This is a genomic window from Lysinibacillus sp. FW12, from assembly GCF_050817245.1.
GTDB lineage: Bacteria > Bacillota > Bacilli > Bacillales_A > Planococcaceae > Lysinibacillus > Lysinibacillus irui.
Genome location: NZ_CP139094.1, coordinates 775,208 through 790,099, shown reverse-complemented (window position 1 = coordinate 790,099; position 14,892 = coordinate 775,208). Strand labels below are relative to the sequence as shown.

Genomic DNA, 14,892 nt, shown 5'->3' with positions numbered 1-14,892 from the left:
TAATGAAAAAGAAAGGATGCGTTTTTTATGTGGAAACAACATATTGTAGGTGCGGTAATCGCTACTTTTATTATTGCCGCAGGAATTAGCTTTAATCCAAATTTTGCTGCCGGTTCTGATGAACACCATTGGGGCTTTAAGCGCGCTAAAAATGGAGAACAGGCAGAGGCAGGAGCGCAGCTTGATCAGTTACTTGATAAATATGGAGCTATTTACAAAGGAAAGCCGGATAAAAAAATTGCCTATTTAACATTTGATAATGGCTATGAAAACGGCTTTACCGAAAGTATTTTGGATACATTGAAAAAGGAAAATGTACCTGCAACCTTCTTTTTAACAGGACATTATTTAGACAGTGCCAGCGATTTAGTGAAACGCATGGTAAAAGATGGTCATACAATCGGGAATCACTCTTATGGTCATCCCAATATGGCTCGTCTCTCTCCAGATGGAATGCGTGCAGAATGGAAAAAGTTCGATGGAAAGCTACGCGAATTAACAGGAATTGACCGCACAACTTATGCCCGTCCACCCGAAGGTATTTTTAATGCAAAAGTGTTAGAGGTGGGAAATGCAGAAGGTTATCGTCATATTTTCTGGTCTGTAGCATTTAAGGATTGGATGAAGGATGAACGTCGTGGTGCGGATTATGCTTATAATGCACTAATGGAACAATTGCATCCTGGAGCGGTTATATTAATGCACACAGTAGCACAGGACAATGCTGAAGCTTTACCAATGTTTATTGCAGAAGCAAAAAAACAAGGCTATACATTTTTATCACTTGACGATTTAGTATTAGAATATGATGATTTCCCTGTTGCTTTGCAATCCCCTGTACCTTCGTTATAATGGGGAGATGACATTATAAAGCAGGGACGTGGAACGTTTGACGCAGCAAACAACGATGACCGTGGGACAAAAATTCCCATTAACAATAAAAAGACTTGGTATTAATGGTGAGGGTGTAGGATTTTACAAACGTAATGTAGTATTTGTGAAAGGGGCAATTCCTGGAGAAGAAATTACAGCTCAAGTAACAAAAACACAGCGTAATTTTGCTGAAGCTGAAATATTATCAATCCGAAAAGCTTCAAAATACCGTCAGGAAGCACCTTGTCCAGTTTACAACGAATGTGGTGGCTGTCAGCTTCAGCACATGACTTATGACAAACAGCTAGTGGAAAAGCGTGATATTGTTATTCAAGCATTAGAACGTTATGCAAAACCATTAGCTGAAACTGTAGAGGTACGGAAAACACTTGGTATGGATAATCCTTGGCACTATCGTAATAAAAGCCAGTTCCAAGTGCGTAAAGAAGGCAAGCGCGTATATGCTGGCTTATTTGCAGAAGGAAGTAACAAGCTATTGAATATAAATGATTGCCTTGTTCAGCACCCCGTCACTTCTAAAATTACTGTTGCAACACGTAAGATTTTACAAAAATTGAATATAACTATTTACGATGGTCGTACGCTTGATGGTTTAGTTCGTACGATTGTAGTTCGTACTGGTATACGCACTGGGGAGACACAAGTAGTACTTGTAACTACTCGTAAAGAAATTCCTCATTTAACTGAACTTATAACACGTATTAAAAAGATTGATCCTAGCATTGTATCCATTGCACAAAATATAAATCGTGAGAAAACTTCTTTAATCTTTGGTGATGAAACGATTGTTCTTGATGGTAAAGAAACAATCCACGAGGAGCTTGGTGAATTGGCCTTTGATTTATCAGCACGCGCCTTTTTCCAGCTAAATCCAACGCAAACTGTTCATCTCTATAATGAAATTAAAAAGGCTGCTGCTTTAACTGGTAAAGAAACAGTTGTAGATGCTTATTGTGGAGTCGGAACAATTGGACTTTGGCTAGCAGATCAAGCGAAGGAAGTCCGTGGGATGGATGTCATTCCTGAAAGCATTCAAGATGCACGTAAAAATGCACGTAATCATGGCTTTAAGCATACTAAATATGCAGTTGGTACAGCAGAAAATGTCCTAGCTAAATGGAGAAAAGAAGGGTTTACACCAGATGTTATTACTGTAGATCCACCACGTACAGGACTTGCTCCTGAGTTTATTCGAACAGTGCTTAAGCTTAAACCTAAACGTTTTGTTTATACCTCTTGTAACCCTTCGACTTTAGCTAAGGACTTACAACAGTTATCGAACCTTTATCATGTTGAGTATATTCAGCCTGTTGACATGTTCGCTCAGACAGCTCAGGTGGAATGCGTGGCAAAGCTTGTATTGAAAAATAAATAAATGGCAAAAAGGACGTCTCAAAAAAATTGAGACGTCCTTTTCTTTATTTAGCACAGCACAAGCTGCCTGGTGGATGATAGACGGTCTAGAAAAGTCGATACCTTAACCATTTCCCCAGGATTTAAAAGATTTTTAAATGTTGAATTTTGAGCTTTTACCAAAAGAACTTTAAGACGTAAGCTTTGTACTTTTATCTTTACTCTTTAAGCTTTCAATTTAGTTTAGTTGAAAGTTTCCATTGGGTAAGGCATGTTTAAGGTTTTTACTCGCACACATGCCTTCAAGCGCGAGCGACTTTTCGTTTTCCATTTTCGCTAGGTCATGCAAATCTCGTTAAGCTTGTACTTCAATAAATGTTGTGGCATTCGACTCTGATAGAACAGCATCAACCTCAGATTCAAATTCTTCAATTCGATTACTCAATGTTTCTATTTGTTTTTTGACGTTTAGTGGATCGATTAATTCATACTCATTTCTTTTCAAAAATGTTTCAGTATGTAATTTGACTTCCTCTGGAGATTGTTTGTCTTTATTGCCTAATATGTTAATTAAATAAGTTTCCAACTTGGCTGGTAATGCATCATTTTCTTTGGCAACTGTATGAATTGCTGAACGGTATTGATGCTGCATAACTTCGAGCAAATTCTTTTCAAATTGAATAGATTGCTTTCGTTCAATTGCCTCTGCAACTGTCATTTCTTCCTTGCCAACTTTCACCTTAGTTTGGGCATTAGATTGAACAACGAGTGCTTTTATTTTATTTCGATAGTGAATTAAGCCAATCACTTTATCATACGAAGCTTGCATTTGTTTTTCATACTCACCAATTTCTATACCATTAATCTTACTATTACTTTTTCGATTAGCTAATACCGAGCTAACCTCATTTGTTGCTGCTTCAATTCTTATATTCAACATTTTTAATTCTGTTAACGCACGATGAATAGATAATTTTTTCATTTCAGTCATGATAAAATCTCCCTGTCTAAGCAAGTGTATTTTTTTATTATAAATGGTAATATTAACAATGTCCAAAATATACCTTTAATTTTTTATTGATTTCAAAAGAACATGTCTGTATAATATCTTTCTAGGTGCCAAACCTATGTAACTTGGACGGAACATCCTTGTTACGCAAAAAACGCCATAACAGCACGGATTTGCTGGGCGTTTTTTTGTTTTGAGCGGGAAGATGAGCCCCGCTCTTTTTATTTTGCCATCGATGGTTGTTTATGCTTCTGACGTCCAAAAATTAGTAAAACGATTGCAACTGCAAGCAATAGCATTGCCACAAGTAAAAGGAAGCTATAATTTTTTACATATTCTAAATAAACCCCACCTAAAAAAGGTCCTGTTAAGCTACCAATGCTTAGAGCAATACCGCACAGTAAATTTCCTGTAGGTAAAAGCTCCTTTGGTGTTAAATCCGCCATAAATGTAATCCCCAAAGAAAACATCGAGCCAACTAACGTACCCGTTAAGAAAAACGCTACAGCCACAGCCATTTGGGAATGCTCTAAAAAGCTTGCAATTCCGAAAATGATAGCACCCCCAAATGACCCTATCAGCAAGATGTTCCTTCTCCCGATTTTATCGCCTAGTGCACCTAGTGGAACTTGAGTCAAAATACCACCAAATGTAAAGACAGATAAAATAATAGGAATCATACCGACTTCAAAACCTTTGCGTAAAGCATAAACTGGAAACAACGCATTTAGTGAAGACTCCAGAAACCCATAAACGAAAGGTCCTAAAAAGGCAATCCAACCAAATACAATGGCCATTTTATAACGTTGCCATCCTCTTGCTTTTAAGTCACCAGTTAGTCGCTCTGGTTTTTCATTTTGTAAGAAAAATACAAAGGACCATGCGAATAGGCACATGATGGATGAGACGATAAACGGTAAAGCTTCTGTAATTTCTATCAGCTTGACTAAGAGTGGCCCAACTGCAAAGCCTATACTAAATGATAAACCATAGATGGCCATGCCTTTCCCTAAACTTTTAGGATCTGCTGTACTTGTAATCCATGTTTGTGTCGCATAGTGTAAAGCATGATCTCCTACACCGATTAGTAAACGAAGTACAAACCAAAAGGTCACACTCTTCCATAAGGGAAATGCAAGTAAAGACGCAAAAACAAGTGCTCCACCAACTAATATAATCGGTTTGTAACCCCATTTCCGTAAAGGCTGCTCAATAAAAGGTGAAATTAATAATGTTCCTATGTATAAGCCTGTTGCATTCAAGCCATTCAATGCAGAGGATACCCCATCACGTTCAAATATGATCGAAATAAGCGGTAGTAGCATCCCTTGTGAAAAGCCTGATATGGATACAATTAAAACTAAAATGGTAAATCTTTTTTTGCTGTAATCTGAGAAGTACGTCATTTTTCCCTCCAATATCAAGTCATTCTTCCAAAGAACAGCATACCAAAAAGCCTTAGCGCTCACCACATGTGATTTTACGCTAAGGCCTAACTAATACTTATCCTCATTTAATTGTATAAACACGAATTTCGGCTTTTGATTATTACCGAGTACTTGTTTAAACTCCCTCCTTTTCGAGTTAGTGTCGCAATTATTTTTTCAATCAGCTCCTTTACTTTATCTTAAAACAACTTTAACATACATCAACAATATTGTAAATATTCTGTCTATTCATTTTTAAAATTAATCGCTAAGTCCTAGGTGTTTACCTAAACATTGAAATTTCAGCTAAAATCAGCTACGATGAAGGGGATGAAATGAGGTGTACGAATGTCAAATCCAATCACTGATAAAAAGCAGCAAGTAACTTATTTAAAAGAGCGTCTTGAAATGTTTTTAGAAGTATTAGATGCCCTTGATCCTGAAACAGCTGAATTAGAAGATATTGATCGTTTAATTCAAATGATGGATGATTTAGAAGATAAAATGGAGCAATTTAATGCTCGTGAACAATAATGAATCGTAAATAGACAAGCACTATTTATACTCGCCTAAAGACTATTGGCAAACTTCAACATTTAAAAATTTGCCTATAGTCTTTTTACTTTAGTAAAGCTTTAATTTTCGCTTGTTTTTAATGACAGTCCCAGTTATATAATACTTTGCTAAAATCTTTATTCTTTAATTCTTCCTCTGTAATGAAGAAGTTACCAACACCACAATCACCCCAAAGAATATCATCCCCCACACTATCTACTTGTAACAGCAAGATTGTAGAGTCAGTATAATCTCCGTATGCTCTTGGATCTTCTTGTGTAAAGAACGGATAACCACCTATTTTATGACCATCCCCCGTTAAAGCATCATAGAATGCATCCTCTAACATTTCATCCTCCTCTATAGAAGTTAAGATGCTGCCATACTTGTCATTACTTCTAAAATCATCAATCGACAATGGTTCCAAACCTTTTTCAAAGGATAATGCCATTTCACGCTCTACAGGAAAATACATTTCCTCACCCTCAATATTGACAAATGAAAAATCCTGGACAAGTTGCGATTCATCATACGTGATTGTTTCATGGAAAATAACCCGAAAACCTTCTTGATGTTGTCCATTATCGAAATCCATTCCTAAAACGTCATCATACCCATCAATATAAAACTGCAATATTCCTTCCTCGGGGAAATTTGGTAAATGGTTAGGTACCTCTGCAAAATTAATTTGAGCTAATAGTTTCAATGGTTGTCCATTGATGTTTTTGGGGTACTCCATCGACAATGGAAAATAAGGATCCCCTGCAAACTTACTTTGAAACAAAGTTGTTGTACTGATTTCCGTATCAACTAATACAACAGGTTTCATAGTTTCCTCTATTAACGGTCTATATTGTTCAATTTTCTCGGGTAACTCAAGTAACGTTTTAGCACACATACTAGTTCCTCCTTAATTGTGGATTCTCTTTCATATTAGAACAAATGTTCTGTAAAATCAACTCTCAACTAAAATACTATTAAAATATGCTCTTATTTAACACTCTCAGATAAGGACTCTTTTTTTCATTAGTTGAAAAGAGTATAATGTAACGTGGAAATAATCAATTTTTCTATGGGGGGCAATACCAATGAATCTACAAACTTTGGAGAAAAGTCTTTACGATTTAATTACTGAAACATCTACGAATTTACCTAAGGATGTTCGTCGTGCTATTAAAAAAGCAAAAGAGGCTGAGAATGCTGGCACTCGTGCAGCAATGAGCTTAGACACAATCTCTACTAATATTATTATGGCAGAAGATAACGTGTCACCAATTTGTCAGGATACAGGACTTCCAACTTTCAAAATTTATACACCTGTTGGCGTAAATCAATTAGAAATTAAAGCTGCAATCAAAAAAGCAATCAATGATACGACAGCAGATGCAAAATTACGTCCAAACGCAGTGGATTCCTTAACTGGTGCAAACAGTGGTAATAACCTTGGTGATGGTTTACCAGTTATGAAATTTGAACAATGGGAAAAAGACTACATTACAATTAAGTTAATTTTAAAAGGTGGCGGCTGTGAAAATAAAAACATACAATACAGTCTACCATGTGAACTAGAAGGTCTTGGTCGTGCGGGTCGTGACTTAGACGGTATTCGTAAATGTATTATACACTCAGTATACCAAGCTCAAGGGCAAGGCTGTTCAGCTGGTTTCATTGGTGTTGGTATTGGTGGAGATCGTTCTTCAGGCTATGATTTAGCAAAAGAACAATTATTCCGTCATGTAGAAGATACAAATCCAAATCCAGATCTTGCAAAATTAGAAGAGTATGTAGTTAAAACAGCTAATACATTCGGTATCGGTACAATGGGCTTCGGTGGTGAGGCAACATTATTAGGATGTAAAATCGGCGTAATGCACCGTATCCCTGCTTCTTTCTATGTATCTGTAGCATATAATTGCTGGGCATACCGCCGCATGGCTGTAGACATTGATCCTCAAACTGGCGAAATTATTAAATGGCACTATCAAGAAGGCGAAAAAATTACCTTCAAAGAAGATGAAGTGGCTGCTACAACAGAAGATACAACAACAAATGTAGTAGAGCTTACTGCACCAATTACTGAAGAACAAATTCGCTCACTAAAAGTTGGTGATGTCGTTTCTATTTCTGGTCGTATGTATACTGGTCGTGACGCTATCCACCACCATTTAATGAGCCACGATGCACCAGTTGACCTAAACGGACAAGTTATTTATCACTGTGGACCTGTTATGGCAAAAGACGAAGAAGGTAATTGGACAGTAAAAGCTGCTGGTCCAACGACATCTATTCGTGAGGAACCATACCAAGGTGATATCATGAAAAAATTTGGTATCCGTGCTGTAATCGGTAAAGGTGGTATGGGACCAAAAACATTAAAAGCTCTTAATGAACATGGTGGTGTTTACTTGAACGCTATCGGTGGAGCAGCTCAATACTACGCAGACTGCATTAAAGGTGTTGACGGTGTTGATTTAATGGAGTTTGGTATTCCTGAAGCAATGTGGCACTTAAATGTTGAAAACTTTACAGCAGTTGTAACAATGGACTCACACGGTAACTCATTACATGCAGATGTTGATAAATCATCATTAGAAAAACTAGCTTTGCATGCTGAAAGAGTCTTCTAATTAAATAAAAGGTTGCAGTGATCTATTTTACTGCACAATTTAGTAAGGCACAGAATATTCCTAGTGAATAGACTGTGCCTTATTCTTTATTCGAAACAGACTCCCCTAACCGCCTTATGAACAACATAAAACTCCTTCAAACTTCCTACTTTATTTTTATAAATTCCTTTGTTATAATAATTCTAAATAAAATAGATGGTAATTGAAATCTATTTTCAATTAAAACCACTGAATAAACACTTATTTATAGAGGTTTTGATATTGATTTTCATTATCAGGAGGGATATGAATGGAATACTCTAATCGAGAAAATATAAATTTAATTGAGAAAATTAAGGAGCATGCTGAATTAATCGCTGCTCTTATGGCCGGCATTTTTATTTTACTTGCTTGGCGTTTAGATACAAGCGGACAAACAACTGCATCAGTTCTACTGTATTTAATAGCGTTTTGTGTAGGTGGTTTTGCAAAGGCCAAAGAAGGTATTGAAGAAACGATTGAAGATCGGAAACTTAATGTGGAACTACTAATGGTATTAGCCGCCATTGGTTCGGCAGCAATAGGCTATTGGACAGAGGGAGCTATTCTTATTTTTATCTTTGCTGTAAGTGGTGCTCTTGAAACATATGCCATGAATAAAAGTCACCGTGAAATATCAGCCCTTATGAACTTACAGCCAGAAGAAGCTTGGTTAGTGCGAGGCGGTTTTGAGCCAATGAAGGTGTCAGTCTCAACGTTACAAATCGGTGATCATTTACTTATTAAACCTGGAGAACGCATTCCAGCAGATGGGGTTATTTTCAAAGGGCAGTCTTCCATTGATGAATCTGCGATTAGCGGTGAGCCATTACCTGTTTTAAAAAACGAAGGTGATGAAGTATTTGCAGGCACTGTTAACTTAAATGGTGCTATTACGATGGAAATGACAAAAGCTAATTCAGAAACACTATTCCAAAAAATTATACAACTTGTTCAAAGTGCACAAAGTGAAAAATCACCCTCTCAGCAATTTATTGAGAAATTTGAAGGGACTTATGTAAAATTTGTATTATTAGCTGTTGCCATTATGATGTTCCTTCCCCACTTTTTACTTGGCTGGGACTGGACAACAACATTTTACCGAGCAATGGTGTTATTGGTAGTTGCCTCGCCATGTGCACTTGTTGCATCCATCATGCCTGCTACATTAGCAGCAATCTCTAATGGTGCAAAAAATGGTGTCCTATTTAAAGGTGGTTTACATTTAGAACATCTCAGTGTTTTACGTGCATTAGCAGTTGATAAAACAGGTACTTTAACACAAGGTAAACCCGAAGTTACAGATTTCATTGTCCGAGATGGTGAAGATCGTGCTAAGGCTTTAGCCATTCTTGCAGGGATTGAATCTCAATCCAATCATCCACTTGCCCAAGCCATTACCTCGTATGCTAAGGCTCAAGGCATTAATGCCTTGCCTCAAGCAACAATAGAGGATATTCCAGGCTGGGGTATGAAAGGAACAATTCAAAACAAGGAATATCAAGTAGGAAAACCAGAGTTTGTGGATGCGCAACTTGCCAATGATTTTGCAAACGGCGCAGTGACTAAGCTGGCAGCAGAAGGAAAAACAGTTATTTTCATTCGCGATGAACATGGAATTGTTGCATTAGCAGCATTAAAAGATACTGTACGCTCCGAAGCTAAGAAAGCTGTCACTTTATTAAAAGAGCTTGGTATCCACGTGGTAATGCTAACAGGCGACAATGAAAAAACGGCTAAAGTGATTGCTCAAGAAGCTGGCGTTACGGAATATGTTGCAGAATGTCTGCCTGAAACAAAGGTAACTGAAATGAAACGATTACTTACCCAACATCAATTTGTTGGTATGGTCGGCGATGGTATTAATGATGCTCCTGCGCTTGCTACTGCAACTACAGGGATTGCTATGGGTGAAGGCACAGACGTTGCACTAGAAACAGCAGATGTCGTGCTAATGAAAAATGACTTATCTAAAATCGCTTATGCTGTTCGCCTATCACGAAAAATGCAGCGAATAATAAAACAAAATATATTCTTTTCAATTGGAGTTATTGTCCTATTAATCGCCTCAAACTTCTTACAAGTAGTCGACTTACCTTTAGGTGTAATTGGCCATGAGGGTAGTACAATTCTAGTAATATTAAACGGTTTACGCATGCTTAATAAAAATGTCTAGGCTAACATAAAACAGCCCCGCTCATCTTGTACCAAGAAGCGAGGCTGTTTTTTCTTATTTTAGCATTTCCTTTTGAAGTGCCCTTTTCTGCATTGTAGCATTTAATATCCCACCAAAGATAAGGATAATCCCCGTAAAATATAGCCAGAGCATTAAAATAATGACGCCACCAATACTACCATATGTAGCAGAATAATTAGCAAAATTATTAATATAAAAAGAGAAACCATATGTGACTGCTAACCAAGCGAATGTAGCAAACATCGCTCCTGGCCAAACGCCCATTATTTTCAAGCGAGGACTTGTATTAGGTACAATCCAGTAGATCCCCATTAAAACGATAAAAATAAGTATTGGTGGAATGGACCATCTTAATCTATGCCAAATGGATTCAAACTGCTCCTCTATTCCAATGATTGAGAATAGGAAATGGCCAATTTGCTGACCAAATACAGGCAATAAGAGAGCAATCGCAATAACAAAAACGAGAGCGACTGTAAAAACTAATGACAAGCCTCTATCTAGTATACCTACTCTACCCTCTGTATCATAAGCTTTATTTAATGCACGAATCAGTGCATTAATGCCTTTAGATGCAGACCAAATTGTACCTAGTACCCCGATCGACAATAAGCTACTATTTCTATTTGTTAAAATCTCATTCAGCGTATTTTCAATCAGTTTATACACTTCATCTGGTAATACATTCACTAAAAATGAATAAACCTGTGTCGTTTTTAAGTTTAAATAAGGTAATAACGTCACTAAGAAAATAAGTAAGGGGAAGAACGATAATAAAAAGAAATAAGCCAATTGTGCAGCAAGCGCAGATATTTCAACTCGCTTTAGCCGACCTATTAAATCTTGGACAAAGCCTTTGGATGTCATCACACTCACTTCCTCTTCAGGAGAGACGAACGATTTCACAACCCCAAAAGCATTATGCATAGTTGCTTTTTTCTTCTCCATACAATTCCTCCTAAAACTACCTTTATTCCTTATGAGGTACAGTAAAGGCTGATTTGGTGTCTTCAATCATTCCCTGTATTGTAGAAGGTAAATCTTTAAATTCATCAACCTTTTCTGCAATTGTGTTGACATTTTCTGACACACTTTCACAAAGTACCTTCGCAGCTAATACTTTTTCCTCAACTAAATCCTGTAATTCTTCTCGATTGGTTGCATAATAAGAAATGGCTTCCTTCATTTTTTTAGTTGTGGCAATTGTTTTTTCCCGAGTTGTACGATCTAGCATACTTAATGCAGCACCAACTGCTGCTCCTGCCACGATAGATGCTAATAATTTACTTTGACCCATATTAAAACCCCCTGCTTGTGTAATTGCATATTCCCTATTATTTCATAAATAAACAGTCTACTGCCCTTATTCTACCCAATAACAGTCTATTTTTAAAGCAATGCCCAAATACGGAGTTGACATTTTTTTTATTCAATGAAATGATATGTGCGAGGAGAACGAAAGGTAGGGTAAAAAATGGATTTATCAGTTCCATCTAAAGAAAACGTTGTTTATATGGTTGATCAAATGAAAGACAAGCTTCGCATGGTGAATGTCGATGCGATGAAATCGGAACACTTCGATGAAGCAAATTATGAAGATTTAGTGTATTTATATGAAATGGTTATGAAAAGAGAAACATTTAGCCCAAGTGAAATGCAAGCAATTGTCGCTGAATTAGGATCTTTACGTAAATAAGTCAATAAAAAGGCCATTAGCAAGAGACATTTTGTCTGTTGCTAATAGCCTTTTTTTATTGTGTATTTTTAGCTTCCGAACCATCCTCAGTCACTAATGGCTGGATGAGCACCTCAACACGACGATTCTGTGCACGACCCTCTGCTGTATCATTCGGTGCAATAGCTCGGTTTTCACCATAACCCTTCGCACTAAAGTTCTCCGATTTTAATTGTGAATTACTATCCAATAATACCATGTAAAAATTGGATGCACGCATTAAGGACAACTCTAAATTTGATGAGAAATTAGGTCCAGCTGGCACATTATCCGTATGACCCGTAATGACAATGTTACGTGGCGGATTAGACACTAGTACATTTGCAAGCTCTTTGGCAATTGGAATATATTCTGGTTTAATCGTTGCTTGACCAGGATCAAATAAAATACTATCTCGAATTGTCACAAGTAACCCTTCATCCGTCATCTCTGTTGCAAATTGTTCTTCCATTTCATTGACGGCAATAAAGTTATCCACACTATCTTTAATAGCTGCTAGCTCTTGCTGATCTTTTAAATAGGCTGAATTTTGCTGTGGTGTTTGGTCGCTGTCCGCATTTGGAGTTGGTACTGGTGCTGGTTGCTCTAAAAAGCTTGTTCCACCTTCAAATACTTGATTAAATACTGCTGACATTCTATCTAACTTTTCTTGGTCGACTGAACTTGAAGCAAATAAAATAATAAACACCGCTAAGAGCAGCGTTAAGATATCTGCATATGGTACTAACCAAGATTCATCAATATGCTCATCATGCTTTTTTTTCTTAGCTTTCTTTGCCAAGGCCACCCGCCCCGCTTTCACCAGAAATTTGACGACGTTCTTCCATCGTTAAGTATGATGATAATTTCTGTTCAATAACACGTGGAGCCTCCCCTTCTAATACTGAAAGGATACCCTCAATCATCATTCTCTTTTGTTTTACTTCTAAAGCAGACTTACGCTTTAATTTGTTTGCAAATGGGTGCCATAACACATAACCAGTAAAGATACCGAGTAATGTAGCCATGAAGGCTGCCGAAATAGCATGTCCAAGTTTTTCAATATCGTTCATATCTGCCAATGCGGCAATTAACCCTACTACTGCACCAAGAACCCCTAGAGTAGGTGCATATGTACCTGCTTGCGTAAAGATAGCAGAACCACTAGCATGACGCTCTTCCATTGCCTCTACTTCTTCCGTTAGTACGTCACGAATGTAATCAGCATTTTGACCATCAATTGCTAATGTAAGACCATTTTTTAAAAATGGGTCTTCAATTTCCGAAGCTTTACTTTCTAGCGCTAATAATCCTTCACGACGAGCTAAATCAGCCCATTGTGAAAACATTTTAATAATTTCTATATCATCTGCTAATTTAGTTTCTTTAAAAAGAATTTTAAATAGCTTTGGTACACGCTTTAACTCCTTCATAGGAAAGGCAATTGTTACTGCGGAAATAGTACCAAAAATGATAATTAGAATGGCTGCTGGGTTATAAAATGCAGATAAACTTACACCCTTCATGACCATCCCTACTAACAGCGCTATTAACGCAATTATCAACCCTATAACTGATGACTTATCCATCCTAGAACCTCCAAATCTACTAATAATGTTAATTTCGGCTGTTTTTCCATAATTTAAATATATAAATGTAGTATAAATGTATTTCACTTATTTTTCGATGAAATTAATGCTTTTTATTCACATTTCGACCATTTTTGATTATATTGAATTAAGAATATTACACTAAACTGTCTTATTTCGAAAGGGGATATGAATTTGTTATTATCATTCGACACAAAATTAATAAAATATGCTGAATTGGCGGTAAAAGTAGGAGTAAATATCCAAAAAGATCAATATCTTTATATAAGCTGTTCGACCGATAACTTAAAATTAGCACAAATAATTACTAAAATTGCTTATAAAAATGGTGCAAAGCAAGTATTCGTCGATTTATCAGATGACGAACTTGTACGCGCTCGCTATGAAGGAGCACCAAAAGACTCATTTGATTTCTTCCCTCCTTGGAAAGTACAAGAGCGTGAATGGTTGGCGGATCATGGAGCTGCATTCTTAAGCATTAGTTCACAAAACCCAGATTTATTAAAAGGTATAGAACGAGACAGAATCATGGCCTTTCAAAAAGCATCTGGTCAAGCATTGGCTAACTATTATCAATGGCTACAAGCAGATAAATTTAGCTGGTCAGTGATTGCTGCACCTTCTAAGGCTTGGGCAGCAAAGGTTTTCCCTAATTTACCAGAAGAGCAACAAATCGATGCCTTATGGGAAGCGATCTTTGCAGCGACACGTATTGACGTTGAACAGTCTGTTGAAGCTTGGCATGCTCATGATCAGGAATTACATAGCAAAGCCGACTATTTAAACTCAAAGCAATATAAGTCACTTCACTATACTGCTCCAGGCACTGACCTCATGATTGAGCTACCTGCACATCACATATGGACAGGTGGGAGTAGTATCAACATACAAGGCCAGGCATTTATGGCCAATATGCCTACAGAAGAAATTTTTACTGCACCGTTAAAAACAGGTGTTAATGGCTATGTAACAAGCACTAAGCCATTAAGCTACGGCGGCAATATTATCGATCATTTTACATTAACATTTAAAGATGGTCGTATCATTGACATCAAGGCTGAGCAAGGGCAAGACATTTTAGCTGCTCTAGTTGAAACGGATGAGGGAGCTCATTACCTTGGTGAAATAGCATTAGTACCACATGCATCACCTATTTCACAATCTAATTTGTTATTTTACAATACATTATTCGATGAAAATGCCTCCAATCATTTAGCCATCGGAAGTGCTTATGCATTTTGTATAGAGGGTGGTAAAGAAATGACTACTGAGGAATTAAGTGCACATGGACTTAACCAAAGCTTGACTCATGTTGATTTTATGATTGGTTCGAACAAAATGAATATAGACGGAATTACTAACGATGGTCAAAAAGAACCTATATTCAGAGATGGAAATTGGGCATTCTAAATAATCCATTCCTACTACTAGTATTCTAGGCTAACTATGTTAAGGTTGTCATAAATTATCCTTAGATTTTACTAGGAA

General features: G+C 37.0%; 14 protein-coding genes. 7 read left to right on the top strand and 7 right to left on the bottom strand.

From position 1 onward, the window contains the following. Positions 1-27: 27 nt before the first annotated feature. Positions 28-852: a polysaccharide deacetylase family protein gene (locus tag SJW71_RS04015; RefSeq protein ID WP_274794513.1), complete on the top strand. Its 825-nt coding sequence runs from the start codon at positions 28-30 to the stop codon at positions 850-852. A gap of 37 nt (positions 853-889) precedes the next feature. Continuing rightward, the gene (gene rlmD, locus SJW71_RS04010) at positions 890-2,269 is read left to right on the top strand and encodes a 23S rRNA (uracil(1939)-C(5))-methyltransferase RlmD (RefSeq protein WP_274794514.1); all 1,380 of its coding nucleotides are present in this window, start codon (positions 890-892) and stop codon (positions 2,267-2,269) included. 333 nt (positions 2,270-2,602) lie between these two features. On the opposite strand, the gene SJW71_RS04005 is transcribed toward rlmD, so the two are convergent. Further along, positions 2,603-3,238 carry a hypothetical protein gene (locus SJW71_RS04005; protein WP_431811763.1) on the bottom strand — a complete coding sequence of 212 codons (636 nt, stop codon included), beginning with the start codon at positions 3,236-3,238 and terminating at the stop codon, positions 2,603-2,605. Between the two features lie 239 nt (positions 3,239-3,477). Then, a complete protein-coding gene (locus SJW71_RS04000; protein ID WP_274794516.1) occupies positions 3,478-4,662 on the bottom strand; it encodes an MFS transporter in 1,185 nt (394 codons plus the stop codon). Positions 4,663-5,031: 369 nt separating this feature from the next. Here SJW71_RS04000 and SJW71_RS03995 point away from each other — a divergent pair, with 369 nt between their 5' ends. Next, positions 5,032-5,217 (top strand): SE1561 family protein, encoded by a 186-nt coding sequence (locus SJW71_RS03995; protein WP_274794517.1) that lies wholly within the window; start codon positions 5,032-5,034, stop codon positions 5,215-5,217. A 118-nt stretch (positions 5,218-5,335) separates the two neighbouring features. Here the strand turns inward: SJW71_RS03995 and SJW71_RS03990 are convergent, their stop codons facing one another. Next, positions 5,336-6,136 carry a YwqG family protein gene (locus SJW71_RS03990; RefSeq protein WP_274794518.1) on the bottom strand — a complete coding sequence of 267 codons (801 nt, stop codon included), beginning with the start codon at positions 6,134-6,136 and terminating at the stop codon, positions 5,336-5,338. Between the two features lie 190 nt (positions 6,137-6,326). Between SJW71_RS03990 and SJW71_RS03985 the strand changes: the two genes are divergently transcribed. After that, complete coding sequence (locus SJW71_RS03985; RefSeq protein WP_274794519.1) at positions 6,327-7,865, top strand: fumarate hydratase; 1,539 nt, start codon at positions 6,327-6,329, stop codon at positions 7,863-7,865. A gap of 289 nt (positions 7,866-8,154) precedes the next feature. Further along, positions 8,155-10,059, top strand: a complete 1,905-nt coding sequence (locus tag SJW71_RS03980) for a heavy metal translocating P-type ATPase (protein ID WP_429978505.1) — start codon at positions 8,155-8,157, stop codon at positions 10,057-10,059. A gap of 54 nt (positions 10,060-10,113) precedes the next feature. On the opposite strand, the gene SJW71_RS03975 is transcribed toward SJW71_RS03980, so the two are convergent. Both SJW71_RS03975 and SJW71_RS03970 read right to left on the bottom strand, forming a co-directional pair. After that, positions 10,114-11,028 carry a YihY/virulence factor BrkB family protein gene (locus SJW71_RS03975; RefSeq protein WP_274794521.1) on the bottom strand — a complete coding sequence of 305 codons (915 nt, stop codon included), beginning with the start codon at positions 11,026-11,028 and terminating at the stop codon, positions 10,114-10,116. A 22-nt stretch (positions 11,029-11,050) separates the two neighbouring features. Next, complete coding sequence (locus tag SJW71_RS03970; protein ID WP_274794522.1) at positions 11,051-11,377, bottom strand: YtxH domain-containing protein; 327 nt, start codon at positions 11,375-11,377, stop codon at positions 11,051-11,053. Positions 11,378-11,554: 177 nt separating this feature from the next. Here SJW71_RS03970 and SJW71_RS03965 point away from each other — a divergent pair, with 177 nt between their 5' ends. After that, a complete protein-coding gene (locus SJW71_RS03965; RefSeq protein ID WP_036123318.1) occupies positions 11,555-11,776 on the top strand; it encodes a DUF1128 domain-containing protein in 222 nt (73 codons plus the stop codon). A 55-nt stretch (positions 11,777-11,831) separates the two neighbouring features. Here SJW71_RS03965 and motB read toward each other — a convergent pair whose 3' ends face one another. After that, complete coding sequence (gene motB / locus SJW71_RS03960) at positions 11,832-12,596, bottom strand: flagellar motor protein MotB (protein ID WP_431811762.1); 765 nt, start codon at positions 12,594-12,596, stop codon at positions 11,832-11,834. Then, entirely contained in the window at positions 12,580-13,383 is an 804-nt protein-coding gene (gene motA, locus SJW71_RS03955) for a flagellar motor stator protein MotA (protein WP_274794524.1), read from the bottom strand. Before motA ends, motB begins: the two co-directional genes overlap by 17 nt. A 189-nt stretch (positions 13,384-13,572) precedes the next feature. Between motA and SJW71_RS03950 the strand changes: the two genes are divergently transcribed. Beyond that, positions 13,573-14,814 (top strand): aminopeptidase, encoded by a 1,242-nt coding sequence (locus tag SJW71_RS03950; protein ID WP_274794525.1) that lies wholly within the window; start codon positions 13,573-13,575, stop codon positions 14,812-14,814. The last annotated feature ends 78 nt before the right edge of the window (positions 14,815-14,892 follow it).

Bases quoted from the DNA above. Each gene is read 5' to 3' on its own strand.
- SJW71_RS04015 (WP_274794513.1), top strand. From the start codon at position 28: ATGTGGAAACAACATATTGTAGGTGCGGTAATCGCTACTTTTATTATT.
- SJW71_RS04005 (WP_431811763.1), bottom strand. From the start codon at position 3,238: ATGACTGAAATGAAAAAATTATCTATTCATCGTGCGTTAACAGAATTA.
- SJW71_RS04000 (WP_274794516.1), bottom strand. From the start codon at position 4,662: ATGACGTACTTCTCAGATTACAGCAAAAAAAGATTTACCATTTTAGTT.
- SJW71_RS03995 (WP_274794517.1), top strand. From the start codon at position 5,032: ATGTCAAATCCAATCACTGATAAAAAGCAGCAAGTAACTTATTTAAAA.
- SJW71_RS03990 (WP_274794518.1), bottom strand. From the start codon at position 6,136: ATGTGTGCTAAAACGTTACTTGAGTTACCCGAGAAAATTGAACAATAT.
- SJW71_RS03985 (WP_274794519.1), top strand. From the start codon at position 6,327: ATGAATCTACAAACTTTGGAGAAAAGTCTTTACGATTTAATTACTGAA.
- SJW71_RS03980 (WP_429978505.1), top strand. From the start codon at position 8,155: ATGGAATACTCTAATCGAGAAAATATAAATTTAATTGAGAAAATTAAG.
- SJW71_RS03975 (WP_274794521.1), bottom strand. From the start codon at position 11,028: ATGGAGAAGAAAAAAGCAACTATGCATAATGCTTTTGGGGTTGTGAAA.
- SJW71_RS03970 (WP_274794522.1), bottom strand. From the start codon at position 11,377: ATGGGTCAAAGTAAATTATTAGCATCTATCGTGGCAGGAGCAGCAGTT.
- SJW71_RS03965 (WP_036123318.1), top strand. From the start codon at position 11,555: ATGGATTTATCAGTTCCATCTAAAGAAAACGTTGTTTATATGGTTGAT.
- motA (WP_274794524.1), bottom strand. From the start codon at position 13,383: ATGGATAAGTCATCAGTTATAGGGTTGATAATTGCGTTAATAGCGCTG.
- SJW71_RS03950 (WP_274794525.1), top strand. From the start codon at position 13,573: ATGAATTTGTTATTATCATTCGACACAAAATTAATAAAATATGCTGAA.